This window comes from Nocardia sp. NPDC003999, assembly GCF_053604885.1.
This window is the reverse complement of sequence record NZ_JBSGIB010000002.1, coordinates 287856-305301: the sequence shown is the minus strand read 5'-3', so window position 1 is coordinate 305301 and position 17446 is coordinate 287856. Positions and strand designations below refer to the sequence as shown.

General features: G+C 70.6%; 1 protein-coding gene (running past one end of the window). It reads left to right on the top strand.

Annotation, left to right across the window (positions count from 1 at the left end):
• Positions 1 to 212 precede the first annotated feature (212 nt).
• Positions 213 to 17446: the start of a non-ribosomal peptide synthase/polyketide synthase gene (locus tag ACWESM_RS05400; RefSeq protein ID WP_452491013.1), read on the top strand. It continues 26635 nt past the right edge of the window; 17234 of the gene's 43869 nt are visible here — the first part of the coding sequence; the start codon lies at positions 213 to 215; its stop codon lies beyond the right edge, outside the window.

Below are 17446 nucleotides of genomic sequence, written 5' to 3'. Positions count from 1 at the left end.
GGTCCCGGCGGAGCCGGTCGGTGGGTGCTGGGCACGGGCGAGCCCATGTAACGAGCCCGGCCGGTTGGACAGATAGTTCAATTGAACATTTTTGCCTGATTTGATGTGAGAACTGAACCTGGAGACGCAGGCGCCACGCTCGGATAGGTGGAGCGCCCTCTCCGGGTGTGGTCGGGGAGCGCTTGCGTGGTGTTCCGGAAGCGAGGTTACGGTTGGACCGGCTGGATTTCGGCGGAAACGGCGAAACTGGTAGCGAACGGGCACACGCTGCGTCTGGGGTAGCACCCGAGGTGTCGGGTGCGTTCCCGTTGTCTCCCGCTCAGCTGGGCATCTGGTACGCGCAGCACGTCGACCCGCAGGTGCCGGTCACGATCGCGCAGTACGTCGACCTGCACGGTGAGCTGGATGTCGATGTGCTCGAGCGGGCCAGCATCGACGCGTCGCACGAGTTGGGTTCCGGGTTCCTGCGGATCGTCGAGCGCGATGGCGAGCCGCTGCAGTTCGTCGACCACTCGATCGCCGATTACGACAAGGTCGTGTACGTCGATCTGCGCGGCGAGGCCGATCCGGCCGCCGCCGCGATGGCGTGGATGCGCGCGGAGTACAGCCGTCCGTTCGACCTGCTGAACGACCGGTTGATCAAGGTCGCGGCGCTGCAGCTGGCCGACGATCATTGGTACTGGTATTCCCGCTCGCATCACGTCGCGCTCGATGGCTTCGGCGCGATGACCTATGTGAATCGCATCGCTGAGCTCTACACCGCCTATGTCGACGGGGTCGAACCGGCTGTTTCCAAGGCGACCGACCTGCACACGCTGTATGAGCAGGAGATCGCCTATCGGGAGAGTTCCCGCTTCGCCTCCGACAAGGAGTATTGGGCGCAGCGGGTGGCGGGGCTGGAGGAAGGCACCAGCCTGACCGGCCGTTCCGCGCCGCCCGCCGCGATCAACGGCATCGCCAGCGCCGCGCTGTCGGACGAGCAGAACACCCTGCTGGACGCGGCGGTCGCGCGGCACGATTCCTCGCCCGCCGGTCTGCTGCTGGCCGGTTTCGCCGCGTATCTGGCGCAGTGGAACGGCGTCGAGGACGTCATTCTCAGCCTGCCGGTGACCGCGCGCACCACCGCGGCGATGCGCCGCTCGGGCGGCGTGTCGTCGAACATCGTGCCGCTGCGGCTGCACGTGGGCCACGACACGACGGTGTCGGAGCTGCTCAAGCAGGTGGCGGTCGAGGTGTCCGGCGCGTTGCGGCACCAGCGGTACCGGCACGAGGACATCCGCCGCGACGCGGCCGGTGACGGTGTGGTGACCACGGAGTTCTTCGGGCCGTGGGTCAACATCATGCTGTTCGGTGACGAGATCGCGCTCGGCCCGATGGTCGGGCAGCTCAGCGTGCTGTCGACCGGCAGCATCGAGGATCTCGGCGTCAACTTCTACCAGTCGGTCGCGGGCACGCGATCGCACATCGACTTCGAGACCAACCCCAACCTCTACACCGAGGACGAGGCGCGCCGCCACCACGGCCGGTTCCTGGAGTTCTTCGATCGCTTCCTCGCCGCCGAGGCGGACGCCGGCGTGTGGGGGCTTCCGGTCGCCACCGCCGAGGAGCGTGAGCGGACGCTGCTGGAGTGGAACGACTCCGAGCAGGACGTTCCGGAGACCACGCTCGCGGCGCTGCTGGACGCGCAGATGTCGCGGACCCCGGACAACATCGCCCTCGACTTCGAGGGCGCGACGCTGGCCCACCCGTCGCCCGACCACCACCCCTCATCGAGTCGCTCCGCGACGCTGACGTATCGGGAGTTCGACGCGCGGGTCAACCGGCTGGCTCGTTTCCTGATCGCCGACGGCGTGGGCCCGGAGTCGCTGGTCGCGCTGGGCATGCGCCGCTCGCTGGAGCTGGTGATCGGCATGCACGCGGTGCTGAAGGCCGGTGGCGCGTACGTGCCGATCGATCCGGATCATCCGGCCGAGCGCACCGCCTACATCCTCGACAGCGCCGCGCCGGTGTGCGTGCTGACGCACTCGGCCGACGAGCTGGAGCTGCCGCAGGCGGTGCGGCGGGTGGAGATCGACACCCTGGACACCTCGGCGTACTCCGCCGACCCGGTGACCGACGCCGACCGCCTGGCGCCGCTGCGTCCGGACAACACCGCCTACGTCATCTACACGTCGGGTTCGACCGGCCGCCCCAAGGGCGTGGCGGTCACCCACCACGCGATCGTCAACCAGCAGCTGTGGATGCTCGACGAGTACCGGCTGACCGCGGAAGACGTGTACCTGCAGAAGACGGCGACCACGTTCGACGTGTCGCTGTGGGGTTACTTCCTGCCGCTGATGGTGGGCGCGAAGCTGGTCATCGCGTCGCCGGACGGGCACCGCGACCCGCTGTACGTGGCGGAGATGATCGCCCGGCACGGGGTCACCGTGACCGACTTCGTCCCGTCCATGCTGACGGTGTTCGTCGCGCACGCTACGCAGGCCCAATGCGCGACGCTGCGGGCGGTTTTCGTGATCGGCGAGGCGTTGCCGCCGGAGACCGCGGCGGGCTTCCGCGCCATTACCGACGCGGGGCTGCACAACCTGTACGGCCCGACCGAGGCCGCGGTCTCGGTGACCTACTGGGAGGCGACGGCCGCCGACACGGTGACCGTGCCGATCGGTATCCCGGAGTGGAACGTCCAGGTCTACGTGCTGGATTCGCGGTTGCGCCCGGCCGCGATCGGCGCGCCCGGTGAGCTGTACCTGGGCGGGCGTCAGCTCGCCCGCGGCTACCGCGGCCGTCCCGACCTGACCTCGGATCGCTTCGTCGCGAACCCGCTGTCGAGCACGGGTGAGCGGATGTATCGCACCGGCGACCTGGTGCGCTGGAACGAAGCGGGCACGCTGGAATACATCGGCCGCACCGACTTCCAAGTGAAGTTCCGCGGCCAGCGCATCGAGCTGGGGGAGATCGAGACCGATCTGCTCGCCCACCCCGCGGTCAGCCAGGCCGTCGTGCTGGTGGTGGACACCGCGACCGGTCAGCAGTTGGTGGCCTACGTCGTGCCCGCTCCCGGTCACAGCGTGGAACCGGTGGAGCTGACCAGGTTCGCCGCCGAGCAGCTGCCCAGCTACATGGTGCCCGCGTCGATCATGGTGCTGGACGCCTTCCCGCTCAACACCAGCGGCAAGCTGGACCGCAAGGCGCTGCCGGAGCCGGTGTTCAGCGCCGACGCCGGCGACTTCCGCGCGCCGCGCACCCAGGCCGAGCAGATCGTGGCGGGCATCTTCGCCGACGTGCTCAGCCAGGACCGCGTCGGTATCGACGACAACTTCTTCGACCTGGGCGGCAACTCGCTGGTCGCCACCCAGGTGGTGGCGCGCATCGGCGCCGCGTTCGGCACCCAGATCGGGGTGCGGGCGCTGTTCGAGACCCCGACCGTCGCCGGTATCGCCGCGCGCGCGGAAAACGCCGCGCCCGTGGGCGAATCGCGTCCGCCGCTGGTGGCCCAGCAGTTGCCGGAGCGGGTGCCGCTGTCGCTGGCACAGCAGCGCATGTGGTTCATCAACCAGTTCGACCCGACCGTGCCGACCTACAACCTGCCGTTCGTGGTGCGGTTGCGCGGCCAGGTGGACCTGGAAGCGTTGCAGTCGGCACTGCTGGACGTGGTCGAGCGGCAGCAGTCGCTGCGCACGATCTTCCCCGAGTCCGGCGACGGCGGCTACCAGCAGGTGCTCCCGGTCGACCAGGTCGATCTCGGCATCGAGGTGCAGCCGATCGACGAGGCCGAACTGCACGGCGCGCTGGCCGAATTCGCCGCGCGCGGCTTCGACGTCTCGACCGAGCTGCCGATCCGGGTGCGGGTCTTCGCGGTCACCGGCGGGCGTGGCAACGGCGCGGCGGACTACGCGCTGGCGTTCGTCGTGCACCACATCGCGGCCGACGGCTTCTCCTTCGGCCCGCTGGCGCGCGACGTGGCCGCCGCCTACCTGTCCCGCAGCGCGGGCGAGGCGCCGAGCTGGGCGCCGCTGCCGGTGCAGTACCAGGACTTCAGCGTGTGGCAGCGCGAGCTGCTCGGCGCGGAATCCGATCCCGCGTCCATGGCGGCGCGCGAGATCGCCTATTGGCGTAGGGCATTGGCGGGTCTGCCGGATCAGCTCGACCTGCCCGCGGACCGCCAGCGCCCGCCGGTGCAGAGCTTCCACGGCAGCCGGGTGAGTTTCGACATCGACGCCGAGTTGCACCGGCGGCTGGTCGCGCTGGCCCGCGCGCAGGGTGTCAGCCTCTTCATGGTCATGCACGCCTCGCTGGCCGTGCTGCTGGCCCGGTTGTCCGGCACCAGCGACATCGCGATCGGCACGCCGGTCGCCGGACGTGGCGAGCAAGCGCTCGACGACCTGATCGGCATGTTCGTCAACACCCTCGTGCTGCGCTCGGAAGTCGACGGCAGCGAGTCGTTCGCCGAATTCCTCGGCCGCACCAGGGAAACCGATCTCGCCGCGTTCGCGTTCGCGGACGTGCCGTTCGAGCGGCTGGTCGAGGTGCTCAACCCGACCCGCTCGCAGGCGCGGCACCCGCTGTTCCAGGTGATGCTGTCGTTCCAGGAGATGTCGCACGCGACCCTGGAACTGCCCGGGCTCTCGGTCACCGCCGACGAGCTCGAGGTCGACATCGCCAAGTTCGACCTGCAATGGACGGTCACCGAGGAACGCGGCGCGAACGGTGAGCCCGCAGGCATGGGCGCGGTCATCTCCTTCGCCACCGACCTGTTCGACGCGCCCACCGTCGCCGAGTTCGGCCGCCGTTACCTGCGCGTGCTGGAAGCCGCCGTCGCCGCGCCGGGAACCACGGTGCGCGATATCGAGATCCTCGACGAGGCCGAGCGCGCCCGGGTGCTGACCGAGTGGAACCACACCGGGCACGACGTGCCCGCCGCCACCGTGCTCGAGCTGTTCGAAGAGCAGGTGCGGGGCAGGCCGGACGACCCGGCCGTCCTGTTCGACGGCGGCACGCGCGGCGCGGAGGAGTTCGGCGCGCCGATCGAGCTGACCTACGCCGAGTTCGCCGCGCGGGTGAACCGCTTGGCGCGCAAGCTGATCGACGCGGGCGTCGGCCCGGAGACGTTGGTCGCGGTCGGCATTCGCCGCTCGGTGGACATGCTGGTGGCGATCTACGCCACGCTGACCGCCGGTGGCGGCTACGTGCCGATCGACCCCGACCACCCGGCCGAGCGCACCGAATACGTGCTCGACAGCTCGTCTCCGGTGTGCGTGCTCACCACCACCGGCGACAATGTCACCGCCGCCGACATCCCGGTGCTGACGCTGGACACCCTGGACCTGAGCGGATTCGGCGACGAGCCCGTCACCGACGCCGAGCGCCGCGCCCCGCTGCGCGCCGCGAACACCGCCTACGTGCTCTACACCTCCGGCTCCACCGGCCGCCCCAAGGGCGTCGCGGTCAGCCACGCGTCGGTGGTCAACCAGATCGCCTGGATCACCGCCGAATACCGGATCGGACCGGCCGACGTGATCCTGCAGAAGACGCCGGTCACCTTCGACGTGTCGGTGTGGGAGCTGTTCGGCACGCTGGCCGTCGGCGCCCGCATGCTGATCGCCGCGCCGGACGGCCACCGCGATCCGATCTACCTGTCGGAGATCATCGGACGGCACCGGGTCACCATGACCTCGTTCGTGCCGTCCATGCTGTCGGTGTTCGCCGGGTCCGCCGACACCGCCGAATGCGCCTCGCTGCGCGCGGTTCTGGTCGCCGGTGAAGCGCTGCCGCCCGCGACCGTCACCGCGTTCCGGCAGTTCTCCACCGCCGCGGTGCACAACCTGTACGGCCCGACCGAGTTCACCGTGCACGCCACCGCCTGGCAGCTCAACGAGGTCGCGCCCACGTCGGTGCCGATCGGCCGCCCGGTGTGGAACGCGCAGACCTACGTGCTGGACGAGGGCCTGGCCCCGGTTCCGGTCGGTGTGCCCGGCGAGCTGTACCTCGGCGGCGTGCAGACCGCCCGCGGCTACCACGGGCGTCCCGACCTGTCCGCCGAGCGCTTCGTCGCCGACCCGTTCGGCCCGCCCGGCTCCCGCCTGTACCGCACCGGCGACCTGGTGCGCTGGGTGCGTCCGCGCGATCCGGAGGTGGGCAGCGCGGGCGTACTGGAGTACATCGGCCGCACCGACTTCCAGGTGAAGTTCCGCGGTCAGCGCATCGAGCTCGGCGAGATCGAGACCGCCCTGCTCGACCATCCGGCCGTCACCCAGGCCGTGGTGCTGGTCATGGACACCGTCGCGGGCGACCAGCTGGTCGCCTACGTGGTCACCGGCGGCGGTCCCGTCGACCTGGACAGCATCAAGAACGCGCTGCACCGCACGCTGCCCGCGTACATGGTGCCCTCGGCGATCGTGGTGCTCGAGGCGTTCCCGCTGAACGCCTCCGGCAAGCTGGACCGCAAGGCGCTGCCTGCGCCGGTGTTCGAGGTGCGCGAATTCCGCGCTCCGACCACGCCGATCGAGGAGATCGTCGCGCAGATCTTCGGTGAGGTACTCGGTATCTCCCGCGTCGGCGTGGACGACGACTTCTTCGAGCTGGGCGGCAACTCGCTGATCGCCACCCAGGTGGCCTCCCGCCTCGGCATCGCGCTGGACACCAGGGTGCCGGTGCGCATGCTGTTCGAGGCGTCCACGGTCGCGGCGCTGGCCGCGCGGGTGGAGTCGCACGCCGGGGACGGCGCGCGCAAGGCGCTGGTGGCCCGGCACCGTCCCGAGCAGGTGCCGTTGTCGCTGGCGCAGCAGCGCATGTGGTTCCTCAACCGTTTCGACACCTCCTCGGCGGTCAACAACATCCCGGTCGCGATCCGGTTGTCCGGCGATCTGGACATCGCCGCGTTGCAGGTCGCGGTCATCGACGTGATCGACCGGCACGAGTCGCTGCGGACGGTGTTCCCGGAGACCAAGACCGGCCCCGTGCAGGTGGTGCTGGACGCGGCGCAGATCGTGCCGGACCTGACCCCGGTGCGGGTGACCGAGCACAACCTGATCGATCACCTGGTCGAGCTGGCGTCGATGGCGTTCGACGTGACCAGCGAAGTGCCGCTGCACGCCCGGCTGTTCGAGATCAGCGAGACCGAGTACGTGCTGGGCATGGTGGTGCACCACATCTCGGCCGACGGCTGGTCGATGGGCCCGCTGGCCCGTGACGTGATGGTGGCCTACGCCGCGCGCACGTCGTGGGAGGCGCCCGCGTGGTCGGCGCTGCCGGTGCAGTACGCCGACTACGCGCTGTGGCAGCGCGAGGTGCTCGGCTCCGAGGACGACCCGAGTTCGCTGATCGCCAACCAGATCCGGTACTGGACGCGCGAACTGGCCGATCTGCCCGACGAATTGACGCTGCCGTCGGACCGGCCGCGCCCGGCCGTCGCCTCCTACCGCGGCGGCACCTATCCGTTCGTGATCTCCGGCGAGACCCAGCGCGCCCTGATCGAGCTGGGCCGCAGGCACAACGCGTCGCTGTTCATGGTGCTGCACAGCGCGCTGGCGGTCCTGCTCGCCCGCGCCAGCGGCACCAGCGACATCGCCATCGGCACCCCGGTCGCCGGTCGCGGTGAAGCCGCGCTGGACGACCTGATCGGCATGTTCGTCAACACCCTGGTGCTGCGCACCGAGGTGGACGGCGCGATGAGCTTCGCCGACCTGCTCGCCCGCTCCCGCGAAACCGACCTGCACGCCTTCGCGCACGCGGACGTACCGTTCGAGCGCCTGGTCGAGGTGCTCAACCCGGCGCGTTCGCAGGCGCGGCATCCGCTGTTCCAGGTGATGCTGACCTTCCAGAACACCCGGCAGGCCAGCTTGGAACTGCCCGGTCTCTCGGTCAACGGCATCGACTACGACGCCCGGCTGGCCAAGTTCGACCTGCAGCTGACCCTGTCGGAGACGCAGGACGACCACGGCGATTCGGCGGGCATGTCGGCCGAATTCTCCTACGCCCTGGATCTTTTCGACGAGCCGACGGTCGCGGCGTTCGCCCGGCGCCTGGACCGCATCCTCGCGGCCGTGACCGCCGACCCGGACGTCCCGATCGGCGACATCGACCTGCTCGCGTCCGAGGAACGCGCCAGGGTGCTGATCGATTGGAACGACACCGGACATCCGGTGGACCAGGTCGCGACGCTGGTCTCGCTGTTCGACGCGCAGGCGGCGGCGACGCCGGACGCGATCGCGCTGGACTTCGAAGGCGAGCGGCTGACCTACCGCCAGTTCCAGGAGCGGGCCAACCGCATCGCCCGCCAGCTCATCGGCGCGGGCGTGGGCCCGGAATCGCTGGTGGCGCTGGCGCTGCGGCGTTCCACCGAACTGGTCGTCGCGATGTACGCGGTGGTGCAGACCGGCGCGGCCTACGTGCCGCTGGACCCGGATCAGCCCGCCGACCGGATCAACTACATCATCGAGACCGCCCGCCCGCGGATGATCCTGTACCGCTCGGCGGACGGATTCGGCCTGGACCCGCAGCCCGCGGTGACCGCGCTGTCGGTGGAAGGCATCGAGGGCGTGCCCGGTTTCGCCGAGACCAGCGGCGCGCCGATCACGGATGCCGAGCGCACGCGCCCGCTGCGGCCGGAGAACACCGCGTACGTCATCTTCACGTCCGGTTCGACCGGACGCCCGAAGGGTGTTGCGGTCAGCCACGAAGCGATCGTGAACCGGTTGCTGTGGATGCAGCACGAGTACCCGATCGGTCGCGACGACGCGGTGTTGCAGAAGACGCCCGCCACGTTCGACGTGTCGGTGTGGGAGTTCTTCTGGCCGTTGCAGACCGGGGCCAGGCTGGTCGTGGCGCGCCCGGAGGGGCACCGCGACCCGGTGTACCTGTCCCAGATCATCGCCGAGAAGCAGATCACCACGGCGCATTTCGTGCCATCGATGCTCTCGGTCTTCGTCTCCACGCTCGGCAACGAGAACGGCGACGGACTGCCCGCGCCGCGGCTACGGCAGGTCTTCGCCTCCGGTGAGGCGCTGCCCGCGCAGACGGCGCAGCGTCTGCGCGAGCTGACCGGCGCGCGGCTGCACAACTTGTACGGCCCGACCGAGGCCGCCGTCGACGTGACCTACCACGAGGCGACCGAGGCCGACACGGTGTCGGTGCCGATCGGACGCCCGGTGTGGAACACCCGCGTCTTCGTGCTGGACAGCCGCCTGCACCCGGTCGCGCCGGGTGTCGCGGGTGAGCTGTATCTCGCGGGCGATCAGCTGGCGCTCGGCTACCTGGGCCGCTCGGACCTGACCGCCGACCGGTTCGTGGCCAACCCGTACGGCGCGCCGGGGGAGCGGATGTACCGCACCGGTGACCTGGTGGCCTGGACGCCGGACGGCGAACTGGACTACCTGGGCCGCACCGACTTCCAGGTGAAGCTGCGCGGTCTGCGTATCGAGCTGGGCGAGATCGAGGCCGCGCTGCTGGCGCAGCCGGGTATCGCGCAATCGGTGGTCGTGCTGCGCTCCGACGCGCACGCGGGCGATCAGCTGGTGGGCTACCTGGTCTGCGAACCGTATGTGGCTGTGGACATCGACGAGGTGAAGTCCGCGCTGGCCGCGGCGCTGCCGGGCTACATGGTCCCGGCCGCGCTGGTCGTGCTGGACGCCTTCCCGGTGAACGCCTCCGGCAAGCTGGACCGCAGAGCGCTGCCCGCTCCGGTGTTCGAGGCCAGGGTGTTCCGCGCGCCCTCGACTCCGATCGAGGAGATCGTCGCGGAGATCTTCGCCGACCTGCTCGGCGTGCCGCGCGTCGGCGTGGACGACGACTTCTTCGAGCTCGGCGGCAACTCGCTGGTCGCCACCCAGGTGACCGCCCGCGTCAGCGCCGCGCTGAACACCGAGGTCGGCGTGCGCGTGTTGTTCGAGGCCCCGACCGTGGGCGCGCTCGCCGCGCGGATCGAGTCGCACGCGGGAAGCGGTGCGCGCCAGGCGCTCACGGCACAGGTGCGTCCTGAGCACCCGCCGCTGTCGCTGGCGCAGCAGCGGATGTGGTTCCTCAACCGCTTCGACATCGGGAGCGCAGCGACCACATCAGGCGCGGCCTCCGCCACCTACAACATCCCGGCCGCGGTGCGGCTGGAAGGCGCGCTGGATCTGGACGCGCTGCGCGGCGCGGTCGCCGACGTGGTCGGACGGCACGAGTCGTTGCGCACCATCTACCCGTCTCGCGACGGCGTGGCCTACCAGCGGGTGTTGAACGCCACCAGGGCGATTCCCGAGCTGGACGTGGTCGAGGTGGCCGAGGGGCAATTGCTCGGCGTGCTCTACGAGTTCGTCGAGCGCGGCTTCGACGTGACCGCCCAGCCGCCGGTGCGCCTGCGCGCCTACCGGCTCGCCCCGGACGACTACGTGCTGGTCGTGGTGGTGCACCACATCGCGGCCGACGGCTTCTCCATGCGTCCGCTGGTGCGCGACCTGATGACCGCTTACGTGGCGCGGACCTCGGCGGCTGAGCCGGGCTGGCCGCCGCTGGCGGTGCAGTACGTGGACTTCGCGCTGTGGCAGCGCGACACGCTCGGCTCCGAGGACGACCCGACCTCGCTGATCTCCGAGCAGCTCGACTACTGGCGCGAGACGCTGGCCGGGCTGCCCGACGAACTGCGCCTGGCCGATCGTCCGCGGCCCGCCGTCGCCTCCTACGGCGCGGGCACCTATCGGTTCCGGGTGCCTGGCGAGCTGATCGAAGACCTGAACCGGGTCGCGCAGACGCACGGCAGCACGCTGTTCATGGTGGTGCACGGCGCCTTCGCCGCGCTGCTGGCGCGGTTGAGCGGCTCCGAGGACATCGCCATCGGCATCCCGGTCGCCGGTCGTGGCGAGCAGGCGCTCGACGATCTGGTCGGCATGTTCGTCAACACCCTGGTGCTGCGCGCCGAGGTGGACACCGCCGAGCCGTTCGCCGATCTGCTCGCCCGGGTCCGCGAACGCGACCTGCAGGCGTTCGCGCACGCGGACGTGCCGTTCGAGCGGCTGGTCGAGGTGCTCAACCCGGCGCGTTCGCAGGCGCGGCACCCGCTGTTCCAGGTGATGCTGTCGTTCCAGAACCTCGGCCGCACTGCGCTGGAACTGCCCGGTCTCACCGTCTCCGAGCTGGGCATCGACCAGCCGACGGCGAAGTTCGACCTGCAGCTCACACTCAGCGAGGTCCCCGGGGCCGAGACGGCGATGGACGCCGAACTCGTCTATGCCACCGACCTGTTCGACGGCGTGTTCGCCGGGACGTTCGCCGAGCGGTTCGTGCGCGTGCTGCACGGCATCGCCGCCGATCCGTCGGTCACCGTCGGCGACATCGACCTGCTCGACGACGCCGAGCGCGCCTTGGTGATCGAGCGCTGGAACGCCACCGAATTCCCGGTCGACGCCGCGCTCACCTCGCCGGTCGGCGACGCCGCCGCGACCCTGGTCTCGCTGTTCGAGGCCCAGGTCGCGCGCACCCCGGACAGTCCAGCGGTGACGTTCGAGGGGACAAGTCCGGCCCACCCGTCGCCCGACCACCACCCCTCACCGAGTCGTGAAACGACGCTGACATATCTCGAGTTCGCCCGCCGGGTGCACCAACTGGCGCGCTGGCTCAAGGTCAACGGCGTCGGCCCGGAATCGTATGTGGCACTGGGCATGCGCCGCTCGATCGACCTGGTGGTCGGCATGTACGCGGTGAACGCCGCGGGCGGCGCGTACGTGCCGCTGGATCCGGACCATCCGGCCGAGCGCATCGACTACATCCTGGAGACCGCGCGCCCGGTGTGCGTGCTGACCTCCGGTTCCGACCTGGAGACCACGGTTTCCCGGCAGGTACGCATCGATCAGCTCGACCTGTCGGAGTTCTCCGACGGGCCGCTGACCGACGCCGACCGGCACAAGCCGTTGCGTCCGGCCAACACCGCGTACGTGATCTTCACCTCCGGTTCGACCGGCCGCCCGAAGGGTGTGGCGGTCTCGCACGCCGCGATCGTCAACCGTCTGGTGTGGATGCACGCCGAGTACGGCCTGGCGGCCTATGACGTGGTGTTGCAGAAGACGCCCGCGACGTTCGACGTGTCGGTGTGGGAGTTCTTCTGGCCGTTGCAGGTCGGCGCGCGCCTGGTGGTGGCGAAGCCGGACGGTCATCGCGATCCCGCGTACCTGGCGCGGCTGATCGTCGACGAGCAGGTCACCACGGTGCACTTCGTGCCGTCGATGCTGTCGGTGTTCGTCGCCGAGGAGCGCGCGGCCGAATGCACGAGCCTGCGCAATGTCTTCGCGTCCGGTGAGGCGCTGCCCGCGGTGACCGCGCAGAAGTTGCGCGAGCTGACCGGCGCGCGGCTGCACAACCTGTACGGCCCGACCGAGGCCGCGGTCGACGTCACCTTCCACGAGGTGACCGAGGCCGACACGGTGTCGGTGCCGATCGGCGCTCCGGTGTTCAACACGCAGGTGTACGTGCTGGATTCGCGGCTGCGGCCGGTTCCGGTCGGCGTGCCCGGCGAGCTGTACCTCGCGGGCGCGCAGCTGGCGCACGGCTATGTGGGCCGCCCCGATCTGACCACCGAGCGCTTCGTGGCCAACCCGTTCGGCACTGCCGAGCGGATGTACCGCACCGGCGACCTGGTGGCCTGGACCGACAAGGGCGAGCTGGAGTATTTGGGCCGCACCGACTTCCAGGTGAAGGTGCGCGGTCTGCGCATCGAGCTGGGCGAGATCGAGTCGGCGCTGACGGCGCTGGAGTCGGTGGCGCAGGCGGTGGTCGTGGTGCGCACCGACGAGCGGACCGGTGACCAGCTGGTCGCGTACCTGGTGACGGACCCGGACCGGGTGGTGGACGTCGAGTCGGTCAAGGCCGAACTCGGCGCGCGGCTGCCGGGGTACATGGTGCCCGCGGCCTATGTGGTGCTGGACGAGTTCCCGCTCAACGCCTCCGGCAAGCTCGATCGCAGGGCGCTGCCGGAGCCGGTGTTCGAGGCCAAGGTGTTCCGTGCGCCCGCCACGCCGGTGCAGGAGATCGTGGCCGAGACCTTCGCCGAGGTGCTCGGCGTGGAGCGGGTCGGCCTGGACGACGACTTCTTCGAGCTGGGCGGTAACTCGCTGGTCGCCACGCAGGTGGCGGCGCGGCTGGGTGAGGCGCTGAACACGCAGGTGCCGGTGCGCACGCTGTTCGAGGCGTCGACCGTGGTCGCACTGGCCGCGAAGGTGGAATCGGCCGCCGGAGCGGGTGGCCGGACGCCGCTGGTGGCGCGGGAGCGGCCCGAGCTGGTGCCGCTGTCGTTGGCTCAGCAGCGGATGTGGTTCCTCAACCGGTTCGACAACCGCACCGCGGTGAACAACATTCCGGTGGCGCTGCGGCTGAGCGGTGCGCTGGACGTCGACGCGCTGGGTGCGGCGATCGGTGACGTGCTCGCGCGCCACGAGGCGCTGCGCACGATCTACCCCGAGGTGGAGGGCACCGGTTACCAGCGCGTGCTGCCGGTCGGCGAGGTCGCCTTCGATGTGGTCGCCGAGCCCGTCGCGGCGGAGGAGCTGCCCGCGCGGATCGTGGAGCTGGCGAGCGTCGGCTTAGACGTGACCGCCGAGATCGGGTTCCGGGCGAGCCTGTTGTCGCTGTCGGCGACCGAGCACGTCGCGGTGCTGGTGCTGCATCACATCAGCGCGGACGGTTTCTCGCTGCGGCCGTTGCTGCGCGATGTGGTGCTCGCCTACACCGAGCGCGCTCGCGGCGAGGTGCCGTCCTGGGCTCCGCTCGAGGTGCAGTACGCCGACTACGCGCTGTGGCAGCGCGAGGTGCTCGGCGCCGAGGACGACGCCGAGTCCGTCGCGGCCAGGCAGATCGCCTACTGGACCGAGCAGTTGCGTGATCTGCCCGATCAGATCGAGCTGCCCGCCGACCGGCCCCGGCCGGAGATCGCCTCCAATGCCGGTGGCACGTACAACTTCTCGGTCGACGCGCAGGTGCACGAGGCGCTGGCCGAGCTGGCGCGCGCCCGCGGCGTGACGCTGTTCATGGTGGTGCACGCCGCGCTGGCGGTGTGGGCGGGCCGGTTGTCGGGCAGCACCGACGTCGCGATCGGCACGCCGATCGCGGGCCGCGGTGAACGCGCGCTCGACGACGTGGTCGGCATGTTCGTCAACACGCTCGTGCTGCGCAGCCAGGTCGAGCCGGGCGCCGGCTTCGACGAGCTGCTCGAGCAGGTGCGCCGCACGGATCTGGCCGCCTTCGCCAACGCCGACGTGCCGTTCGAGCGGCTGGTGGACGTGCTCAGCCCGGCGCGCTCGCAGGCGCACCACCCGCTGTTCCAGGTCGCGCTGACCTTCGAGGCGGCCTCGGCGGCCGCTCTCGGTGCGGTCGCGCTGCCCGGTGGCGTCGAGGTCGCCGCGGTCGAGTTCGATCCGGGCACCGCGAAATTCGACGTGCAGCTCACCGTGGGCGAGGCCGCCGACGGCGGGTTGACGCTGTCGTGGAACTACGCCACCGAATTGTTCGATCCCGAGACGGTGGCCGCGTTCGCGGATCGTTTCGTGCGCATCCTGCGCGGGGTCGCCGAGGATCCTCGGGCGGCGATCGGCGATATCGATCTGCTCGGCGAGGGCGAGCGGCTGGACGTCTCGCAGCGCTGGGTGTCGTCGGGTTCCGAAAGCGTCGCAGGGCTTTTCGCCGATCCGAACATCACCCTGGTAGGGCTGTTCGACGCGGCTGTGGCCGCGCATCCGCATCGCGTCGCGGCCCGCTTCGGCGTGGAGACGCTGACCTACGCCGAGCTGGACCGGCGCGCGAATGTGCTGGCGCGCAGGCTGATCAGCGACGGCGCGGGGCCGGAGACGCTGGTCGCGGTGATCCTGCCGCGGTCGCTGGATTTGGTGGTGGCGCTGCTGGCGGTGGTGAAGACCGGCGCGGGTTACGTGCCGGTGGACCCGACCTACCCGGCCGAGCGCATCGCCTACGTACTCGCCGACTCCCGGCCGACCAGCGTGGTGCTCGACTCCACGGTGCAGGTCGAGGTGCCCGCCGGGCTGCCGTCGGTCGTGCTGGACGGATTCGCGGTGGAGACCGGCAACGTCGAGGACGCCGACGACGCCCCGATCACCAACGCCGACCGCAACTCCGCGCTCACGCCGGACAATGTCGCGTACGTGATCTACACCTCCGGCTCGACCGGCCGCCCGAAGGGCGTCGCGGTCGCGCACCGCAACGTGGTGCGGCTGTTCGCGAACACCGACCGCGACTTCGGTTTCGGACCCGACGACGTGTGGACGCTGTTCCACAGCTACGCCTTCGACTTCTCGGTGTGGGAGCTGTGGGGTCCGCTGCTGTTCGGCGGCACCCTCGTGGTGGTCGACTACTACACCTCGCGCTCGCCGGAGCAGTTCCTGGAACTGCTGCGCGCCGAGCGGGTCACGGTGCTCAACCAGACCCCGTCGGCGTTCTACCAGCTGGCCGAGGCCGACCGGAACGCCGCGCCCGACGCCGCCGCTCTGGCGCTGCGGTATGTGGTGTTCGGCGGTGAGGCGCTGGAGCTGCGCAGGCTGTCGGATTGGGTGGCGCGCCACGGCGACGGCACCGGCGCGACGGCTGGCACCGCGCCGCTGCTGGTCAACATGTACGGCATCACCGAGACCACGGTGCACGTGTCCTATCGCGCGCTGGACGCCGCGACCATCGCCGCCGCCTCCGGCAGCGTGGTCGGCCGCGCCATCGCCGGTCTGCGGGTGTACGTCCTCGACAGCAGGCTGCGCCCGGTGCCGGTCGGCGTCGCGGGCGAGATGTACGTGGCGGGCCCGCAATTGGCGCGCGGTTACCTGGGTCGTCCCGATCTGTCGGCGACCCGTTTCGTGGCCGACCCGATGGGCGGCACGCCGGGTGGGCGGCTGTATCGCTCCGGCGACCTCGCCCGCTGGAACCGCTTCGGTGAACTCGAGTACCTGGGCCGCGCCGACGACCAGGTGAAGGTGCGCGGTTTCCGCATCGAACTCGGCGAGATCGAGTCCGCGATCCTCGCCCAGCCTGGCATCGCCCAAGCCGCGGTCATCGTGCGTGAGGACCAGCCCGGCGATCAGCGGATCGTCGCCTACGTGGTGTCCGAGCCGGATGCCGAGCCCGCGCTGGACGCGGTGCGCGACGGCGCGGCCGCGCAACTGCCCGCCTACATGGTGCCCTCGGCCGTGGTGCGGCTGGAATGGATCCCGCTGACCGTCAACGGGAAGCTGGACCGTCGTGCGCTGCCCGCCCCGACGGCACAGTCCCGCGCGTTCCGCGCGCCGGTCACGCCGGTGCAGGAGACCGTGGCGGCGGTGTTCGCCGACGTGCTCGGCCTGGAGCGGGTCGGCGTGGACGACGACTTCTTCGACCTCGGCGGCAACTCGCTGATCGCGACCAGGGTGGTCGCCCGCATCGGCGCGGCGCTGGGGACGACGGTCGCGGTGCGCACCCTGTTCGAGGCCTCGACGGTGGAAGCGCTCGCCGCTCGGGTGGAATCGCACGCCGACGGCGCGGCCCGCGCCCGGCTCGTCGCCCGCGAGCGCGCGGCGGGCGAACTGGTGCCGCTGTCGTTCGCGCAGCAGCGCATGTGGTTCCTGAACAAGTACGACACCTCCTCGGCGGCCTACAACCTGCCGATCGCCATCAGACTCACCGGCGCGCTGGACGTCGAAGCGCTGCGGCTGGCGGTGGCCGATGTGGTGCGCAGGCACGAATCGCTGCGCACCCGTTACCCCGAGCACGGCGGCACCCCGGTCCAGGTGATCGTGCCCGCCGAGGACATCGCCCTGGATCTGCGTCCCGTGGCGGTGGACCCGGCGCGGTTGATCGAGACGGTGACCGAGTTCGTCACCACCGGATTCGACGTGGCCGAACAGGTTCCGCTGCGCACCCGGCTGTACGCGGCCGGGCCGGACGAGCATGTGCTCGTCGTGGTGGTGCACCACATCGCGGCCGACGGTTTCTCGATGGGACCGTTGACCCGCGACGTGATGGCCGCCTACACCGCGCGCAGCACCGGCAGCGCTCCCGGCTGGGCGCCGCTGGCGGTGCAGTACGCCGACTTCGCGGTGTGGCAGCGCGAGATCCTCGGGTCCGAGGACGATTCCGACTCCCTGCTGGCTAAGCAGGTCGCCTACTGGCGGCACGCGCTCGACGACATCCCCGACGAACTGGCCCTGCCCACCGACCGCCCGCGTCCGGCCGTTGCCTCGCACCGCGGCGCGACGTTGCACCGCGAGCTGTCCGGTGAACTGGTCGCCGCGCTCGAGGAGATCGCGCGGCAGCGCGGCGCGTCGCTGTTCATGGTGATGCACGGCGCGCTGGCGGTGCTGCTGGCGCGGCTGTCGGGCAGCGACGACGTCGCGATCGGCACCCCGGTCGCGGGCCGCGGCGAGGCCGCGCTCGACGACCTGGTCGGCATGTTCGTCAACACGCTGGTGCTGCGCACTGGAATCGAGCCGGGCGAGTCGTTCGCCGACCT